Here is a 15,761-nt window from a genome sequence, read left to right as displayed (position 1 = left end):
CGACGGGGGTCCGCCGTCGCCGGTCGTCCCGCGGCAGGGCAGAATCGGGGTCAGGAGGCCGTGGGAGGAGGCGACGCGTGCGGGAACGAGCGTGGCTGGGCGGGCTGCGCCGCCCTCCGAATCCCCTGGTGAGCGGGCACCGCGCGGCGCGGGGCGCGCTGCGGTCGGTGTCGGAGGCGCTGGGCGCACGACGACGGCTGGCCTGGTTGAACGCGGCAGACCTGAGCATCGGTACCACGCTCGACGTGCGGCGGACGGCGGAGGAGCTGGCCGGCTTCACCGTGCCGGAGCTGGCCGACGGCGCCGCGGTGGACCTGCTGGACTCGGTGCTGCGGTTCCAGGACGGCGACCGGGTCACGGGAGGGGAGGCGCCGCGGCTCAGGGCCATGGCGGTGTCGGAGGTCGAGGGGCTGAACCTCGCGCCCGATCCCGTGGGCGAGCTGTCGGTGCACACCGCCGACCGGCTGGGGCAGCGGTGTCTCACCACCCGCCGACCGGTGCTGGTGTCCCGGATGACGCGCGCGGACTTCGCCGTGATCGCCCCCTCGCGCGAGTCGTCGGACATCATGCGCCGGGCGGGCGTCCACTCCTACCTGGCGGTGCCGCTGATCGCCCGCGGGGTGCTGCTGGGACTGGCCGACTTCGTCCGGGCCGGCCACCGGGCGCCGTTCAACCGGACCGACGTGGCGCTGGCCATGGAGCTGGCCTCCAAGGCCGCCGTGTACATCGACAACGCCCGGCTCTACGGGCGCGAGCGCGACCAGGTGGTCACCCTGCAGCGGGCGCTGCTCCCCCGGTCCAGCCCGAGCACCCCGGGCCTGGACGTCTCCTCGTGCTACGACCCGGCCGCCGATCCGGCCGCCGTGGGCGGCGACTGGTTCGACGTGGTCGCGCTGCCCAGCGGCCGTACCGCGCTGATGGTGGGCGACGTGATGGGGCGCGGCCTGGCCGCCGCCGCGACCATGGGGCGGCTGCGCACGGTGGCCCGGACCCTGATGGCGCTGGACATCGCGCCCGAGCGGTTGCTGGCCCGGCTCGACCTGGCCGCCCGCGATCTGGAGGAGGACCAGGTCGCCACCTGTCTGTGCGCGGTCTACGACCCGTGCGGCGGCACCTTCCGCATCGCCAGCGCCGGGCACCCGCCACCGCTGCTGACCGGGCCCGACGGCACCGTCTCGTTCCTGGAGGTGCCCGCGGGGGCGCCGCTGGGGACGGGCGTGATCCCGTACGACCCGGTCGAGCGGCCGGTGCCCGAGCGGAGCCGGCTGACGCTGTACACGGACGGGCTGGTCCGGTCCCGCACGGCCGACCTGGGCACCCAGCTGGAGCGGCTGCGCGAGGCGCTCCGCGACGATCTGCCCGAGGATGCCGCCGCGTGCCGGACGGTCGCCGAGCGGATCGGCGACGACCGGTCGGACGACGCGATCGTGCTGGCGGCCCTCGCCCGGCCGCTCGATCCGGAGTGCGACGTGTACGTGCGGACGCTGCCGCCGGACGGCAAGGCGGCCGGGCAGGCCCGTACGGCGGTGCGTGAGCAGTTGGAGCGGTGGGGGCTTCAGGAGCTGGTCGACACCACGGAGCTGGTGGTCAGCGAGCTGGTGGGCAATGCCCTGCGGTACGGGAACGCCCCCGGCGAGCTGCGGCTGCTGCGGCACGAGCGGCTGTCCGTGGAGGTCTCCGACTCCGGCCCCGACCTGCCACAGATCCAGCACGCGGACGTGAGCGACGAGAGCGGGCGCGGTCTCCAGCTGATCAACATGCTGTGCCGGCGCTGGGGCTCGTGCCGCACGCCCGGCGGGAAGGTCGTCTGGGCCGAGCAGGACCTGCCACTGCGGGCCGGGTCGCCCGGCCCGCCGTAGCGGCCGCGCGGACCTAGGCGGCCTTGTCCAGGACCGGACGCTCGAACTGGGTGCGGTGCAGTTGGGCGTAGCGGCCGTCGGCCGCGAGGAGTTCCTCGTGGGTGCCGCTCTCCACGATGCGGCCGGCCTCCACCACCAGGATGCGGTCGGCCGCCCGGACCGTGGACAGCCGGTGCGCGATCACCACGGCCGTCCTGCCCTGGAGGGCTTCGGTGAGGGCTTCCTGGACGGCCGCCTCGGAGGTGTTGTCGAGGTGGGCGGTGGCCTCGTCGAGGATGACGACGCGCTGGCGGGCCAGGAGCAGCCGGGCGATGGTCATGCGCTGGCGTTCGCCGCCGGAGAGCCGGTAGCCGCGCTCACCGACCACGGTGTCGAGCCCGTCCGGCAGGGACCGCACGAGGTCGGCCAGGCGGGCGCGGCGCAGCGCCGTCCACAGCTCGTCGTCGGTGGCGCCGGGCCGGGCGAGGAGCAGGTTGGCCCGGACGGTTTCGTGGAAGAGGTGGCCGTCCTGGGTGACCATGCCGACCGTGTCGCGCAGCGACCGCGCGCTCAGGTCGCGGACGTCGACGCCGCCGACGCGGACGGTGCCGCCGTCGGTGTCGTACAGGCGGGGCAGCAGTTGGGCGATGGTGGACTTGCCGGCGCCGGACGATCCGACCAGTGCGATGGTCTGGCCCGGTTCCGCGCGGAAGGAGAGGCCGTGCAGGACCTCTTCGCCGCCGCGGGTGTCCAGGGTGGCGACCTCTTCGAGGGAGGCGAGGGAGACCTTGTCGGCGGACGGGTAGCCGAAGCGGACGTCGTCGAACTCGACGGCGACCGGGCCGTCGGGGACCGGGCGGGCGTCGGGCTTCTCGTCGATGAGCGGGGCCAGGTCCAGCACCTCGAAGACCCGCTCGAAGCTGACGAGGGCGCTCATGACCTCCACGCGGGCCCCGGCGAGCGCGGTGAGCGGCGCGTAGAGGCGGGTCAGCAGCAGGGCCAGCGCCACGACGGCGCCCGGGTCCAGGGAGCCGCGCAGGGCGAAGAAGCCGCCGAGTCCGTAGACGAGGGCGAGGGCGAGCGCCGAGACGAGGGTGAGCGCGGTGATGAAGGCGGCCTGGGCGGTGGCGGTGCGCACGCCGATGTCGGCGACGCGGCGGGCGCGTTCGGCGAACTCGGCGGACTCCTCCTCCGGGCGGCCGAACAGTTTGATCAGGGTGGCGCCGGGTGCCGAGAAGCGCTCGGTCATGCGGGTGCCCATGGCGGCGTTGAGGGCGGCGGCCTCGCGCTGCATCCGGGCCATGCGGCGGCCCATCCGCCGGGCGGGGAGCACGAACACCGGGAGCAGCGCCAGGGCGAGCAGGGTGATCTGCCAGGACAGGGTCAGCATGACGGCGAGGGTGAGCAGCAGGGTGACCACGTTGCTGACCACGCCGGACAGCGTGTTGCTGAAGGCGCGTTGGGCGCCGATCACGTCGTTGTTGAGTCGGGAGACGAGCGCTCCCGTACGAGTGCGTGTGAAGAACGCGACCGGCATGCGCTGCACATGATCGAACACGGCCGTCCGCAGATCGAGGATGAGTCCCTCCCCGAGCGTCGCCGAGAGCCTGCGGGAGGCGATGCCGAGTACCGCCTCGGCGAGGGCGATGACCGCGATGAGCAGGGCGAGGCGCACCACCGTGCCCTCGTCGCCGTCCGACACGATCGCGTCGACGACCTTTCCGGCGAGGACGGGGGTGGCGACAGCGAGCAGTGCGGTCGCCACCCCGAGCAGCAGGAACCGGACGATGCGGCGGCGGTGCGGACGGGCGAACGCGCCGATGCGGCGCAGCGTGGCGCGGGCGAAGGGGCGGCGCTCGTCTTTGGCGTTCATGACGCTGTACAGCTGCGTCCACGCCGTGGTCTCCATACTCATGCCGATGACCGTAGAACCTCGACCAACCTTGAGGTCAAGGCGGCGCGGCCGGCGGTCCGTAAGCCGGTGTCCGCGCGTCGGCCACTCGTAGTTGGCGCGTCTGGGGGAATGTCTTGTGCTGTGACGACAGCGGTTCGAGTCCCCGAGAAGCCACTCCTGCACCGCGTCCCGGTCCGCCGGGTCCTGTGCGCGCTTCCGCTGCTCCTGGTGGGCGTGGTCGCGGTCCGGCACCGGTCCGTGCTCGCGGAGGGCTTCGGCCATCTCGCCACGGCCCGCTGGCCCTGGCTGCTGGCCGCGGCCGGCGCGACCTGTCTGACCTGGGTCGCCGCCGCCTGCACCCGGCAGGGCGCGGTGGTCGAGCGGCTGCCCCGACGGCGGCTGGTGGCCACCCAGTTCGCGGCCGGCGCGGCCAACCACCTGCTGCCGACGGGTCTGGGCGCGAGCGCGGTGAACCTGCGGTTCATGACGGTGTGCGGGCTGCCGCTCGCCCGTTCCTCGGCGGCGCTCGCGCTGTACCTGCTGGCGGAGAGCGTCGGCCGCCTCGCGCTGCTGGGCGTCCTGCTGATCGCGTTCCCCGGTGCGCTGCGGCTCGGCACGCTGCTGCCCGAAGGCGCCGTGGGGCCGCTGCTGGTGGCCGCCGGCGCGGTCCCGGTGGTGGCGGCGGGGGCGCTGGCGCTGTTGCCGCGGCTGCGTGGTGCGCTGGTCTCCTTCCTGCGGACGGCACTGGGCGAGGCCCGCTCGGTGCACGCCCGGCCGGCTCGCGCGCTGGCGCTGTGGGGCGGCGCGCTGGCCTTCCCGGCGTTGCAGGCCTCGGCGCTGGTTCTGGTGGGCCGGTCGCTGGGACTGGCGCTGCCCGTCGGGCACATGGCGGTGGCGTACCTGGCGGCGACGGTGGCGGTGGCGCTGGTGCCCACGCCGGGCGGCATCGGCTCGGTCGAGGCGGCGCTGGTCGTGGCACTGGTGGCGGCGGGCGGGCCCGCGGCCGTGGCCACGGCGGTGGTGCTGGCGTTCAGGCTGCTGACGGTGTGGCTCCCGCTGCTGCCGGGGGCGCTGACGTTGGCCGCGCTGGTGCGGATGCGGGTGATTTGAGCGGGCGTGCGGACCGGAAGGTCAGGCGACGGTGACGTGCACCGGTCCGCCGTCGGGATCGACCCGGTGCGTCCAGCGTGCCGTCAGGGTCAGTGGGCGGTGCGGGACGGCCGCGGTGAGCTGGAGCCGCTCGCGGTGCAGGGGGCGGCCGTCCTGGGTGACGTACAGGACGGGGCGGGGCAGCGTGACCCCCGTGCGCAGGAGGTACGGGAAGCGGTCGGCCGGAGTGACGCGGTTCGGGGCGATGCGCAGCAGGGGCGGTTCGGCGACCAGGGGGACACCGCCGGGCCAGTACGGGTCCGTCCGGTCCGACGGGTCCGGGCCCGCGCCGTCCGTCAGCCAGTCGCGTACGGCGTTCGCCGCGTGCGCGCCCTCACGGGCGGCCGTGGCCGCGCTCTCGACGGCGTGCAGCACACTGCCGACCGCGAAGACGCCGGGCCGTGAGGTGCGCAGGGCGCCGTCCACGGCGGGACCGCGGGTCCCCTCGTCCAGGGTCAGCCCGCCGCGCCGGGCGAGTTCGTGCTCGGGGACGAAGTCGCCGGTGAACACGACGGTGTCGCAGGGCAGGATGGCCGTACGGCCGTCGCGGTGCCGTACGCGCACGCCCGACAGGCGTCCGCGGCCGAGGAGTTCGGTGACCGTGGTGCCGGTGAGGACGGGGGTGCGGTGCCGCAGGCGTGCCGTCAGCGTCCGCACGGGGGCGGCGGGGGCCCGGGACAGCTCCGTGACCAGCGCGACGACCTCGGCTCCGGCCGCCCGTACGGTGCCGGCGGCGGCGTGGGAGACGGCCTCGGCGCCGACGATCACCGCGCGGGTGCCGATGTGCTGCCCGTACAGGTGGACCGCCTGCTGGAGTTCGCCGGTGGTGTAGACGCCGGCCGGCCGGGTGCCGGGGACGAGGCGGGCGGCGCGGGGGCGTTCGCGGGCGCCGGTGGCCAGGACGACCGCGCGGGCGGCGAGCGTCCGGACGCCCCGGGGTCCGACGGTGGTGAGGGCGCGCGGGCCCGCCCAGTCGAGGGCGGTGACACCGGTGCGCAGGCCGGCTCCGGCGTGGACGGCCGCGTCGGCGAGGAGGCGGGCGTAGGCCGGGCCGGTCAGCGCGCGCGTCCGGTTGCCGAAGCCCCGGTGGGCGCAGTGCCTCGGCATTCCCCCGGGCGACTGCTCGCGCTCCAGTACCTCGACGCGGGCGCCGGCCGTGGCGAGCAGGGACGCGGCGGCGAGTCCGGCGGGGCCGGCGCCCACCACCAGGACATCGATGTGTCGACTTGTCACCCCTGCGCCTCCTCGAACAACGCCCTGACCGCCGCACCGCAGTAGAAGCCCTGGCAGCGGCCCGCCCGGGCCCGGGTGCGGCGGCGCAGTCCGTCCAGGGAGCGGGGCGGGACCGGTCCGGCGAGGGCGTCGCGGATCTCACCGCGGGAGACGCGTTCGCAGTGGCAGACCAGGGTGCCGTACTCCGGGTCGGCGGCGACGAGGTCGGGCCGCTGGTGGGGGCGGGGGGTGGCCTCGCCGAGGTGGGGCATGCGGACCGGTTCGAGCGGGCGCCGGGGGCCGAGGTCGAGGCCGGTGCCGGCGAGCAGGCCGGTGACGTGCTCGGCGATGGCGAGGGAGGCGGTGAGGCCGGTGGAGCGGATGCCGCCGACGGTGACGTAGCCCTGGTGGGGGTGGGCGGCGATCCGGTAGTCGTCGTGCTCGGTGGCGGCGCGCAGGCCCGCGTAGACGGCGGTGACCTCCTCCTCCAGCAGGGCGGGGAGGATGCGGCGGCCCTGTTCGCGCAGGCGGCGCAGTCCCTCGGCGGTGGAGCCGGTGTCGCGCTTGTCGTCCAGGTCCTCGGCGGTGGGGCCGAGCAGCACGTTGCCGTAGACGGTGGGGGCGACGAGGACGCCCTTGCCGAGGGCGGTGGGGACGGGCAGGAGGATGTGGCGGACCAGGGCGCGGGCGAACTTGTCGTGGACGAGGAGCTGGCCCCGGCGCGGGGTGACCGTGAAGTCGTCGTGGCCGAGGCTCCGGTCGAGGGTGTCGGCGTGCAGTCCGGCGGCGTTGACGAGCCGTCGGGCGTGCAGCGGGCCGCGCGGGGTGTCGAGCCGGTGCACGCCGTCCGTGCGGCCGGCGTGCGTGACGGGTGATTCGAGGTGCAGGTCGACTCCGGCACGGACCGCCTGGGTGGCGTACGCGAGGGTGGTCGTCCACGGGCAGATGATGCTCTCGCCGGGTACGTGCAGGGCGCCGAGCGCGCCGGGGCCGAGGTGGGGTTCGCGGGCGTAGAGGTCGGCGGGGGCGAGGATGCGGGCGTCGTGGTATTCGTTGCGCCCGGCCTTCTCGGCGAGGCGGGGCAGCGCCGCGAGCTGCTCCGCGTCCCAGGCGACGAGCAGGGCGCCGACGTTTTCGACGGGGATGCCCGACTCGGCGGCGTACGCGGCGAGTTCGCGGGCGCCCTGCCGCACGAGCCGGGCCTCCAGCGAGCCGGGCACGGCGTCGAACCCGGTGTGCAGGATGGCGGTGTTCGCCTTGGAGGTGCCCTGCCCCACGTCGTCCTGCGCCTCGACGAGGGCGACGCGCAGCTCCGGGTGGTGTGCGAGCCGCCGGGCGATCGCACACCCGACGACCCCGGCCCCGACGATCGCCACGTCGTACGGCTCAACGGGCAGGGCCCCGGACACGGTGACGGTCATACGGGGCTCCCTTCGAGCGGCGCCCCGCCCGGGACACGGTGCGCCTCCGTCCGGGGGCTCGGCCGACCCACCGGCCGACCGGCACGTGGCCACCCGGTGGCGCCCCGCCCGACGGCACTCCCGGCGCCCCGGGCCGCCTCGCGAGTCCGCCGTCCGGGCAGGTCTCCGGGACCGCGCGGCACGGGCGCCGGGAACGAGGCGGCAGGTCGTCGCGGGGCGAGCCGGGACGGCCGCTCCCTGCTTCCGCGGAAGGACGCGGCGTCCGGCGTGTCCGAACCCGGTGGGGCAGGCGTGTGCCCGGCCCTGCCGGGGCGGCCGTCTCCGGGGTGTCGGCCGTGCGTCACACCGGCCCCCGGGGAGCGGCGTGGTGGCCGCCGGTCATGCCGGACCTCCGGCAAGCAGTGCCGCGACCGCCGTGCGGAAGCGGGTCCGGCGCTCGGTGGCCTCGTCGGCGGTGATGCGGGGCTCGTACAGCGTGGTGGGACCCACGTCGGGGAGTGCCTCGGCGAGGGTGCGGGACGGGTTCGCGCCGAGCCGGGCCAGGGCGCCGACGCCGAGCGCGGTGGCGTCCGGCAGGGCGGACACCTCGACCGGGCGTTGCAGCAGGTCGGCCTGGGTCTGCATGAGGAGCGCGGAGCGGGTGAGGCCGCCGTCGACGCGCAGTACGGTCAGCGGCGCACCGAGGTCGGCCGCCGCGGCGTCGGCGAGTTCGGCGACCTGGGCGGCGAGGCCCTCGCACAGGGCGCGCACCAGGTGCCCGGGGGTGGTGTCCAGGCCGAGACCGGTGAGCGAGCCGCGCAGGTCGCCGCGCCACCAGGGAGCGGCGAGCCCGGCCAGCGCCGGGACGAAGGTGACGCCGCCGGCGTCCGGCACCGCGGCGCCCACGGGGTCGAGGTCGGCGGCGCCGCCGATGACGCCGAGGTCGGTGAGCCAGCGTACGGCGGAGGCGGCCGTGTACACCTGGCCGTCCAGGCAGTGGTCGGTGCGTCCGCCGAGCCGCCAGGCGACGCAGGCGGCCAGGCCCGAGGCGCCCCGCCGCGGTGTGCCGCCGGTGTGGGCGAGGAGGAACGCGCCGGTGCCGTAGGTGCACTTGGCGGTGCCGGGCTCGGTGACGCGCTGGGCGAGCAGCGCGGCCTGCTGGTCGACGGCGAGGCCGGTGAGCGGGAGTTCGGGGCCGAAGGCCCTGGTCGTGCCGGTGTGGGCGGCGTTGTCCACGATGTCCGGCAGCCGTTCGCCGGTCAGCCCGTACAGCTCCAGCGCGTGTGGCGACCACTCGGCGCGTTCCAGGTCGAGGAGCCCGGTGCGCGAGGCGGTCGCGGCGTCCGTGACGTGGGCGCCGGTGAGGCGGTGGACGAGCCAGGTGTCGGAGGTGGTGACATGGCCCGCTCGGGTGAGGTTCCGTCGTATCCAGGCCATTTTCGGCGCCGCGAAGTACGGGTCCAGGGGCAGGCCGGTCAGGTGGCGCAACTCGTCCGCGTGGTCGGCCAGTTCGGCGCAGAGGGGTTCCGCGCGGCGGTCCTGCCAGACCAGCGCGTCGGTGAGCGGACGGCCGGTCTCCGGGTCCCAGGCGAGGACCGTCTCGCCCTGGTTGGCCAGGCCCAGCGCGGTGACCGGTTCGCCCGCGTCGGCGAGCGCCCGGCGCCCGGCGTCGACCACCGAGCCGTACAGCTCCTCCGGGTCCACCTCCACCAGGCCGCCGGGCAGGTGGCGGGGCCGGACCTCGGCGAAACCGGTGCCGAGAACACCGCGCTCGGGGCAGATCACCAGCGCCTTGGTGCCGGACGTGCCCTGGTCGACGGCGAGTACCGAGTCCGGCACCTGCACCTCCCGGCTCCCCGCTCCGGCGCCGACGGTCTCGGCGATCACTGCGCGCCAGCCTGCCCTCGTGGACACACGGCGTCAAGGGTGACTGACGGCCAGTCAGTTCGCCCTGATGGCCATGGTTTTGCGCCGGTGCCGCGAAAGCGAACAGAGGCGGAACCTCCGCCTCTATAGTGTGCGCCGACCGCTCGACCACCGCACCACCGCCCCCGGGGAGGGCTGTTTGTCACGCCATGCCGCCATACGGTCCGTTCCGCTCCCTGCCGCGGGCGTGTGATGGCCAGGGACGGTGCACAGCCCGCCTACGACCCCGCCGGACACGACACCGCGCTGCGCTCCGCCCTCCAGGAGGTGCGGGCCGGGCGCTGGATGTCGATGCGCATCCTGCTGGAGCAGACCGGCTCCTGGGCGCAGTGGACGCGGCGCACCCAGGTGCTCGCGGCCTCGGCGGCCGGTACGGACGTGGTGCGGGCCTGGCTCGCGGAGGAGCCGCACAGCGTGGCGGCCGCGGTGATGCATGCCCGGGTGGCCGTGGAGCGCACGCTGCGGGCGCATCGCGAGGGCCATCCCCGCACCCGCGAACTGTGGCAGCAGGCCTGGCACGCCTGCGACGCGGCGACGCGGGCCGCGCCCCACGACCCGGTGCCGTGGGTGTGTCTGCTGGCACTGGCCCGGCTGGACGAGGGGCAGCGCTGGGAGGAGCACCGGATGGCGCCGCCGGAGCCGATGCTGCCGCCGGGCCCGTGGGGGCTGTTGGCCGAGGCCGGCAAGCGCGACCCGTACAACCGGGAGGCCCACCACCGGATGCTGCAGTTCCTGTATCCGCGCGGCGACTCCGAACGCCTGGCCCGGGCGGCCGGGTTCGCGCACTGGGCGGCGGGTTCGGCGCCGCCCGGCTCGGCGCTGCACGTGCTGCCGCTGTACGTGCGGGTGGAGCGCTACCGCCGCTCGGGTGCGCGGGAGGCGGCGCTGGATCTGCACTGGGTGGCGGAGGACGCCACCCGTGAGGCACGGCAGGCGTTCGACTCCTGGTTCGCGCTCTCCCCGCGCGACGAGCGGTCCCTGCCTGACTTGAACCACCTGGCCCACGCACTGTGGGGCGCCCTCCGGTTCCGGGAGGCGAACCAGGTGTTCGACGCGCTCGGCCCCTACTGGACGCCGCTGCCCTGGGCCTGCCGGGCCCCGGGCGACGGTTCGGCCGGGCGGGCGGTGGAGGTGTTCCTCCAGGCCCGCACGCGCAGCCGTTCGGCCGCCCGCGCCCGCGGCCACGGCCGACGGCGCCCCTGACCCCCCACCCTTCCGTCCCGGAGGTCTGTCATGTCCCGCCCCTCTGAACCGTCCGTCAGCGAGGAACAGCGTCTGCGCGAACTCGGCTACCGGCCGGTGCTGGCCCGCCGCATGGGCGGTTTCGGCAACTTCGCGATCAGTTTCTCGGTGATCTCGATCCTGTCCGGCTGCATGACCCTGTACGGCTTCGGCCTGGGCACCGGCGGCCCCGCCGTGATGCTGTGGGGCTGGGCGGGCGTCGGCCTGTTCGTGCTGTGCGTCGGGATGGCGCTGGCCGAGGTCACCAGCGCGTATCCGACGTCCGGCGCGCTGTACTACATGGCCGACCGGCTCGGCGGCCGCCGCTGGGGCTGGTACACCGGCTGGCTGAACCTGCTGGGGCTGCTCGGCGCGATCGCCGGGATCGACTACGGGGCGGCGCTGTTCACGGGAGCGTTCCTGAACCTCCAGTGGGGCTTCGAGCCGACGCCGGAGAAGACGATGCTGATCTTCCTCGTGATCCTGCTGCTGCACGCCACCCTCAACCTCTTCGGCGTGCGGCTGGTCAGCGTGCTCAACTCGGTGAGCGTGTGGTGGCACCTGGCCGGTGTGGCGCTGATCGTCGGCGCTCTGGTGATCGTCCCCGACCACCACCAGTCGCCGTCCTTCGTCTTCACCGAGTTCGTCAACGACACCGGCTGGGAGAACCCCCTGTACGTGGCCGCGATCGGGCTGCTGCTCGCGCAGTACACCTTCTCCGGCTACGACGCCTCCGCCCATCTGTCCGAGGAGACCTCCAACGCCTCGGTGTCGGCGGCGCGCGGCATCGTGCGGGCCATCTGGGTGTCGTGGCTGGCGGGCTTCGTGCTGCTGGCCGGGCTGACCTTCGCCATCCAGGACTACGACGCGACGCGCGACACCGCGACCGGGGTGCCGCCCGCACAGATCCTCCTCGACGGGCTGGGCACGGACGGCGCGAGCGCGCTGCTGCTCGTGGTGATCGTGGCGCAGTTGTTCTGCGGCAACGCCGAGGTGGCCGCCGCCAGCCGGATGGTGTTCGCGTTCAGCCGGGACGGCGCCCTGCCCGGTTCGTCGCTGTGGCGCAAAGTCTCCGCCCGCACCCAGACCCCGGTCGCCGCGGTGTGGCTGTCGGTGGCGGTGGCCGCTCTGCTGGCGCTGCCGTCCCTGTACTCGGCGACGGCGTACGGCGCGGTGACCGCCATCAACGTCATCGGCATCACTCCCGCTTACGCCATCCCGGTGCTGCTGCGGCTGCGGGCCGGCGACCGGTTCACCCCGGGGCCCTGGAACCTGGGCCGGTGGAGCAGGCCGGTCGGGTGGGTCGCGGTGGTGTGGGTGGCGTTGGTCACCGTGCTGTTCTGCCTGCCCCAGTCGTTCCCGGTGACGGTCGACACGATGAACTACGCCGCCGTCGCCCTGGTCGTCGTACTGGTATTGGCCACGGTGTGGTGGTTCGTCGCCCGCCGTTCGTACGGCACCCCGACGACCGCGGCGTACGGCGACGACCGCGAGCAGGCGGAACTCGCCGAGGGCATCGTCTGAAACGCCCCGTTCCGCCCCTCGCACGGTACGGACCACACCTCGGGATGCGGCAGGATGAGCCCTCGCGCCGGTCGAACTGCCTTGCGGTCACGCCGGATCGCGCATCCCCGACATCCCGTGGCTTTGGAGACTGCCGGTGACCGAGGACCTGACCATGGACCATCTGCTGCCCGCCGGCATCGCGCTGGGCGCGGGCCTGCTGGGGGCGTTCCTGCTGCGGCTGCTGCTGCGCTGGCTGGCGGGCCATGCCGGGCGCACCCGCTGGGGCGGCGACGACGTGATCGTGGCCGCGCTGCGCACGGTGGCGCCGTGGGCGGCGGTCGCGGCCGGGGTGGCCGGTGCAGCGGCGGCGCTGCCGCTGACGCGGACGGTGCAGCACGGTGTCAACCAGGTGCTGACGGTGCTGCTGATCTTCGTGGCGACGGTGACGGCGGCCCGGGTGATCGCGGGTCTGGTGCGGACGGTGACGAACTCGCGCTCCGGGGTCGCCGGGTCGGCCACGATCTTCGTGAACATCACCCGGATCCTGGTGCTGGCCATCGGCTTCCTGGTGATGCTGCAGACACTGGGCGTCTCCATCGCGCCGATGCTGACCGCCCTGGGCGTGGGCGGTCTGGCGGTGGCGCTGGCCCTCCAGGACACGCTCGCCAACCTCTTCGCGGGCATTCACATCCTCGCCTCCAAGACCGTGCAGCCGGGTGACTACATCCAGCTCAGCAGCGGCGAGGAGGGTTACGTCGAGGACATCAACTGGCGCCAGACCACCGTGCGCGAGCTGTCCAACAACCTGGTGGTGATCCCCAACGGGCAGCTCGCGAAGTCGAACATGACCAACTTCATGCGGCCCGAGCAGCAGCTGACCGTGCTGGTCCAGGTCGGGGTCTCCTACGACAGTGACCTGGACCACGTGGAGCGGGTGACGGACGAGGTGATCGCCGAGGTGATGACCGAGGTCAGCGGCGCGGTGCCGGACCACGAGCCGGCGATCCGCTTCCACACCTTCGGCGACTCGCGGATCGGCTTCACCGTGATCCTGGGCGTGGGCGAGTTCAGCGACCAGTACCGGATCAAGCACGAGTTCATCAAGCGGCTGCACCGGCGCTACCGCGCGGAGGGCATCCGGATCCCGTCGCCCGCCCGGACGGTCGCGCTGCAGCAGGGGGCCGTGGTCCTCCCGCAGCAGCGGGCGGGCGAGGACGTCGTCCCGTTCGGCTGAGCGCGGCGTGGCCGGAATCTCCCCGCGACCCCTGTCGAGCCCGGGTCGATCAGGAGATATCTTGATGTCGAGCAATGTTGCAGACGTGGAGCGGAGCACCCGGTGACTGACTCGACCATCATCTATACACACACTGACGAGGCCCCGGCCCTGGCGACGTATTCGTTCCTGCCGGTGGTCCGGGCGTACGCCTCGCAGGCGGGTGTCGCGGTCGAGACCCGCGACATCTCGCTGGCCGGCCGCATCATCGCCCTGTTCCCGGAGTACCTGACCGAGGAGCAGCGCATCCCGGACGCCCTCGCGGAGCTGGGCGAGCTGGCCAAGACGCCGGCCGCCAACATCATCAAGCTGCCGAACATCTCGGCGTCCATCCCGCAGCTCAAGGCCGCCATCGCCGAGCTCCAGGGCCAGGGCTACGCGCTGCCGGCCTACCCGGACGACCCGAAGACCGACGAGGAGCGCGACGTCCGCGCCCGCTACGACAAGGTCAAGGGCTCCGCGGTCAACCCGGTCCTGCGCGAGGGCAACTCCGACCGCCGTGCCCCGGCCTCGGTGAAGAACTACGCCAAGACCCACCCGCACCGCATGGGCGCCTGGACCTCCGAGTCCAAGACCAACGTGGCGACCATGGGCGAGAACGACTTCCGTTCCACCGAGAAGTCCACGGTGATCGCCGAGGACGGCACCCTGCGGATCGAGCTGGTCGGCGACGACGGCACCACCACGGTGCTGCGCGAGTCGGTGCCGGTGAAGAAGGACGAGGTCGTCGACGCCTCCGTGCTGCGCGTCGCCGCGCTGCGCGAGTTCCTCACCGCGCAGGTCGCCCGTGCCAAGGCCGAGGGCATCCTGTACTCGGTGCACCTGAAGGCCACGATGATGAAGGTCTCCGACCCGATCATCTTCGGCCACGTGGTCCGCGCCTTCTTCCCGAAGACCTTCGCGCAGTACGGCGAGACGCTCGCCAAGGCCGGTCTCACCCCCAACGACGGCCTGGGCGGCATCTACAAGGGCCTGGAGTCCCTGCCCGAGGGCGCCGGGATCAAGGCGTCCTTCGACGCCGAGCTGGCCGAGGGCCCGGAGCTGGCCATGGTCGACTCCGACAAGGGCATCACCAACCTGCACGTGCCCTCGGACGTCATCATCGACGCCTCCATGCCGGCCATGATCCGCACCTCCGGTCACATGTGGGGCGCGGACGGCCAGGAGCACGACGCCCTCGCCGTGATCCCGGACTCCTCCTACGCCGGCGTGTACCAGGCCGTGATCGAGGACTGCCGCGCCAACGGCGCCTACGACCCCTCCACCATGGGTTCGGTCCCGAACGTCGGCCTCATGGCGCAGAAGGCCGAGGAGTACGGCAGCCACGACAAGACCTTCGAGATCCCCACCACCGGCACGGTCCGCCTGGTCGACGCCGCCGGCAACGCCGTGCTGGAGCAGACGGTCTCCGCCGGTGACATCTTCCGCGCCTGCCAGACCAAGGACGCGCCGATCCGCGACTGGGTGAAGCTGGCCGTCACCCGCGCCCGCGCCACCGGCGACCCGGCCGTCTTCTGGCTGGACGAGGGCCGCGCCCACGACGCCAACCTGATCGCCAAGGTCAAGCAGTACCTGCCGGAGCACGACACCGAGGGCCTGGACATCCGGATCCTCGACCCGGTCGAGGCGACCAAGCTGTCGGTGGAGCGCATCCGCCGCGGCGAGAACACCATCTCGGTCACCGGCAACGTCCTGCGCGACTACCTGACCGACCTGTTCCCGATCCTGGAGCTGGGCACCAGCGCCAAGATGCTGTCGGTCGTCCCACTGATGGCGGGCGGCGGCCTCTTCGAGACCGGTGCCGGCGGTTCGGCCCCGAAGCACGTGCAGCAGCTGGTCAAGGAGGACTACCTGCGCTGGGACTCCCTCGGTGAGTTCTTCGCCCTGGTGCCGTCCCTGGAGCAGTACGCCGAGGCCACGGGCAACGGCAAGGCCAAGGTCCTCGCCGACACCCTCGACCGCGCCACGGCGACCTTCCTCAACGAGGACAAGTCCCCGACCCGCCGCGTCGGCGGCATCGACAACCGCGGCAGCCACTTCTACCTGTCCCTGTACTGGGCGCAGGAGCTGGCGAAGCAGACCGACGACGCGGACCTGGCCAAGGCCTTCGCCCCGCTCGCCGAGACGCTCACCGCGAGCGAGCAGAAGATCGTCGAGGAGCTGAACGCCGTCCAGGGCAAGCCGGCCGAGATCGGCGGCTACTACCAGCCCGACCCGGCCAAGGCCGCCAAGATCATGCGCCCGTCGGCCACCTGGAACGAGGCGCTGGCGTCCCTCGCCTGACCCTCCCAGGGCCGCAGGGCCCCCGGCACCCCGTCTCCGTCCCCTCGGAGGCGGGGTGC

The 15,761-nt window shown here is 73.9% G+C and carries 10 protein-coding genes; 6 read left to right on the top strand and 4 right to left on the bottom strand.

What is annotated here, in order from left to right; genetic code table 11:
- Positions 1–77 precede the first annotated feature (77 nt).
- The gene (locus ACZ56V_RS19285; RefSeq protein WP_468943680.1) at positions 78–1,859 is read left to right on the top strand and encodes an ATP-binding SpoIIE family protein phosphatase; all 1,782 of its coding nucleotides are present in this window, start codon (positions 78–80) and stop codon (positions 1,857–1,859) included.
- 13 nt (positions 1,860–1,872) lie between these two features.
- Here the strand turns inward: ACZ56V_RS19285 and ACZ56V_RS19280 are convergent, their stop codons facing one another.
- Positions 1,873–3,753 carry an ABC transporter ATP-binding protein gene (locus ACZ56V_RS19280; protein WP_398916345.1) on the bottom strand — a complete coding sequence of 627 codons (1,881 nt, stop codon included), beginning with the start codon at positions 3,751–3,753 and terminating at the stop codon, positions 1,873–1,875.
- Positions 3,754–3,861: 108 nt separating this feature from the next.
- On the opposite strand from ACZ56V_RS19280, the gene ACZ56V_RS19275 reads away from it, so the two are divergent.
- Positions 3,862–4,842 carry a lysylphosphatidylglycerol synthase transmembrane domain-containing protein gene (locus tag ACZ56V_RS19275; RefSeq protein WP_468943676.1) on the top strand — a complete coding sequence of 327 codons (981 nt, stop codon included), beginning with the start codon at positions 3,862–3,864 and terminating at the stop codon, positions 4,840–4,842.
- Between the two features lie 21 nt (positions 4,843–4,863).
- Here ACZ56V_RS19275 and ACZ56V_RS19270 read toward each other — a convergent pair whose 3' ends face one another.
- From ACZ56V_RS19270 to ACZ56V_RS19260, 3 genes are all read right to left on the bottom strand, one after another.
- On the bottom strand, positions 4,864–6,114 hold the full coding sequence (locus tag ACZ56V_RS19270) for an NAD(P)/FAD-dependent oxidoreductase (RefSeq protein WP_468943674.1): 1,251 nt from the start codon (positions 6,112–6,114) through the stop codon (positions 4,864–4,866).
- Positions 6,111–7,514, bottom strand: a complete 1,404-nt coding sequence (locus ACZ56V_RS19265) for an NAD(P)/FAD-dependent oxidoreductase (RefSeq protein WP_398916348.1) — start codon at positions 7,512–7,514, stop codon at positions 6,111–6,113. Before ACZ56V_RS19265 ends, ACZ56V_RS19270 begins: the two co-directional genes overlap by 4 nt.
- A gap of 378 nt (positions 7,515–7,892) precedes the next feature.
- Entirely contained in the window at positions 7,893–9,332 is a 1,440-nt protein-coding gene (locus tag ACZ56V_RS19260; RefSeq protein WP_398916507.1) for an FGGY family carbohydrate kinase, read from the bottom strand.
- A gap of 279 nt (positions 9,333–9,611) precedes the next feature.
- Between ACZ56V_RS19260 and ACZ56V_RS19255 the strand changes: the two genes are divergently transcribed.
- The 4 genes from ACZ56V_RS19255 to ACZ56V_RS19240 all read left to right on the top strand — a co-directional run bounded on the left by ACZ56V_RS19255 (position 9,612) and on the right by ACZ56V_RS19240 (position 15,702).
- The gene (locus ACZ56V_RS19255) at positions 9,612–10,622 is read left to right on the top strand and encodes a hypothetical protein (protein WP_467384307.1); all 1,011 of its coding nucleotides are present in this window, start codon (positions 9,612–9,614) and stop codon (positions 10,620–10,622) included.
- A gap of 30 nt (positions 10,623–10,652) precedes the next feature.
- Positions 10,653–12,164: an amino acid permease gene (locus ACZ56V_RS19250; protein WP_468943670.1), complete on the top strand. Its 1,512-nt coding sequence runs from the start codon at positions 10,653–10,655 to the stop codon at positions 12,162–12,164.
- Positions 12,165–12,318: 154 nt separating this feature from the next.
- Complete coding sequence (locus ACZ56V_RS19245; RefSeq protein WP_104632748.1) at positions 12,319–13,380, top strand: mechanosensitive ion channel family protein; 1,062 nt, start codon at positions 12,319–12,321, stop codon at positions 13,378–13,380.
- 102 nt (positions 13,381–13,482) lie between these two features.
- Positions 13,483–15,702, top strand: coding sequence for an NADP-dependent isocitrate dehydrogenase (locus tag ACZ56V_RS19240; RefSeq protein ID WP_468943667.1), 2,220 nt, complete (start codon positions 13,483–13,485; stop codon positions 15,700–15,702).
- Positions 15,703–15,761: the final 59 nt, after the last annotated feature.

This window comes from Streptomyces sp. NPDC034099 (assembly GCF_055575415.1).
The sequence above is the reverse complement of the archived record's forward strand: the minus strand, read 5'-3'. Positions and strand labels throughout refer to the sequence as shown.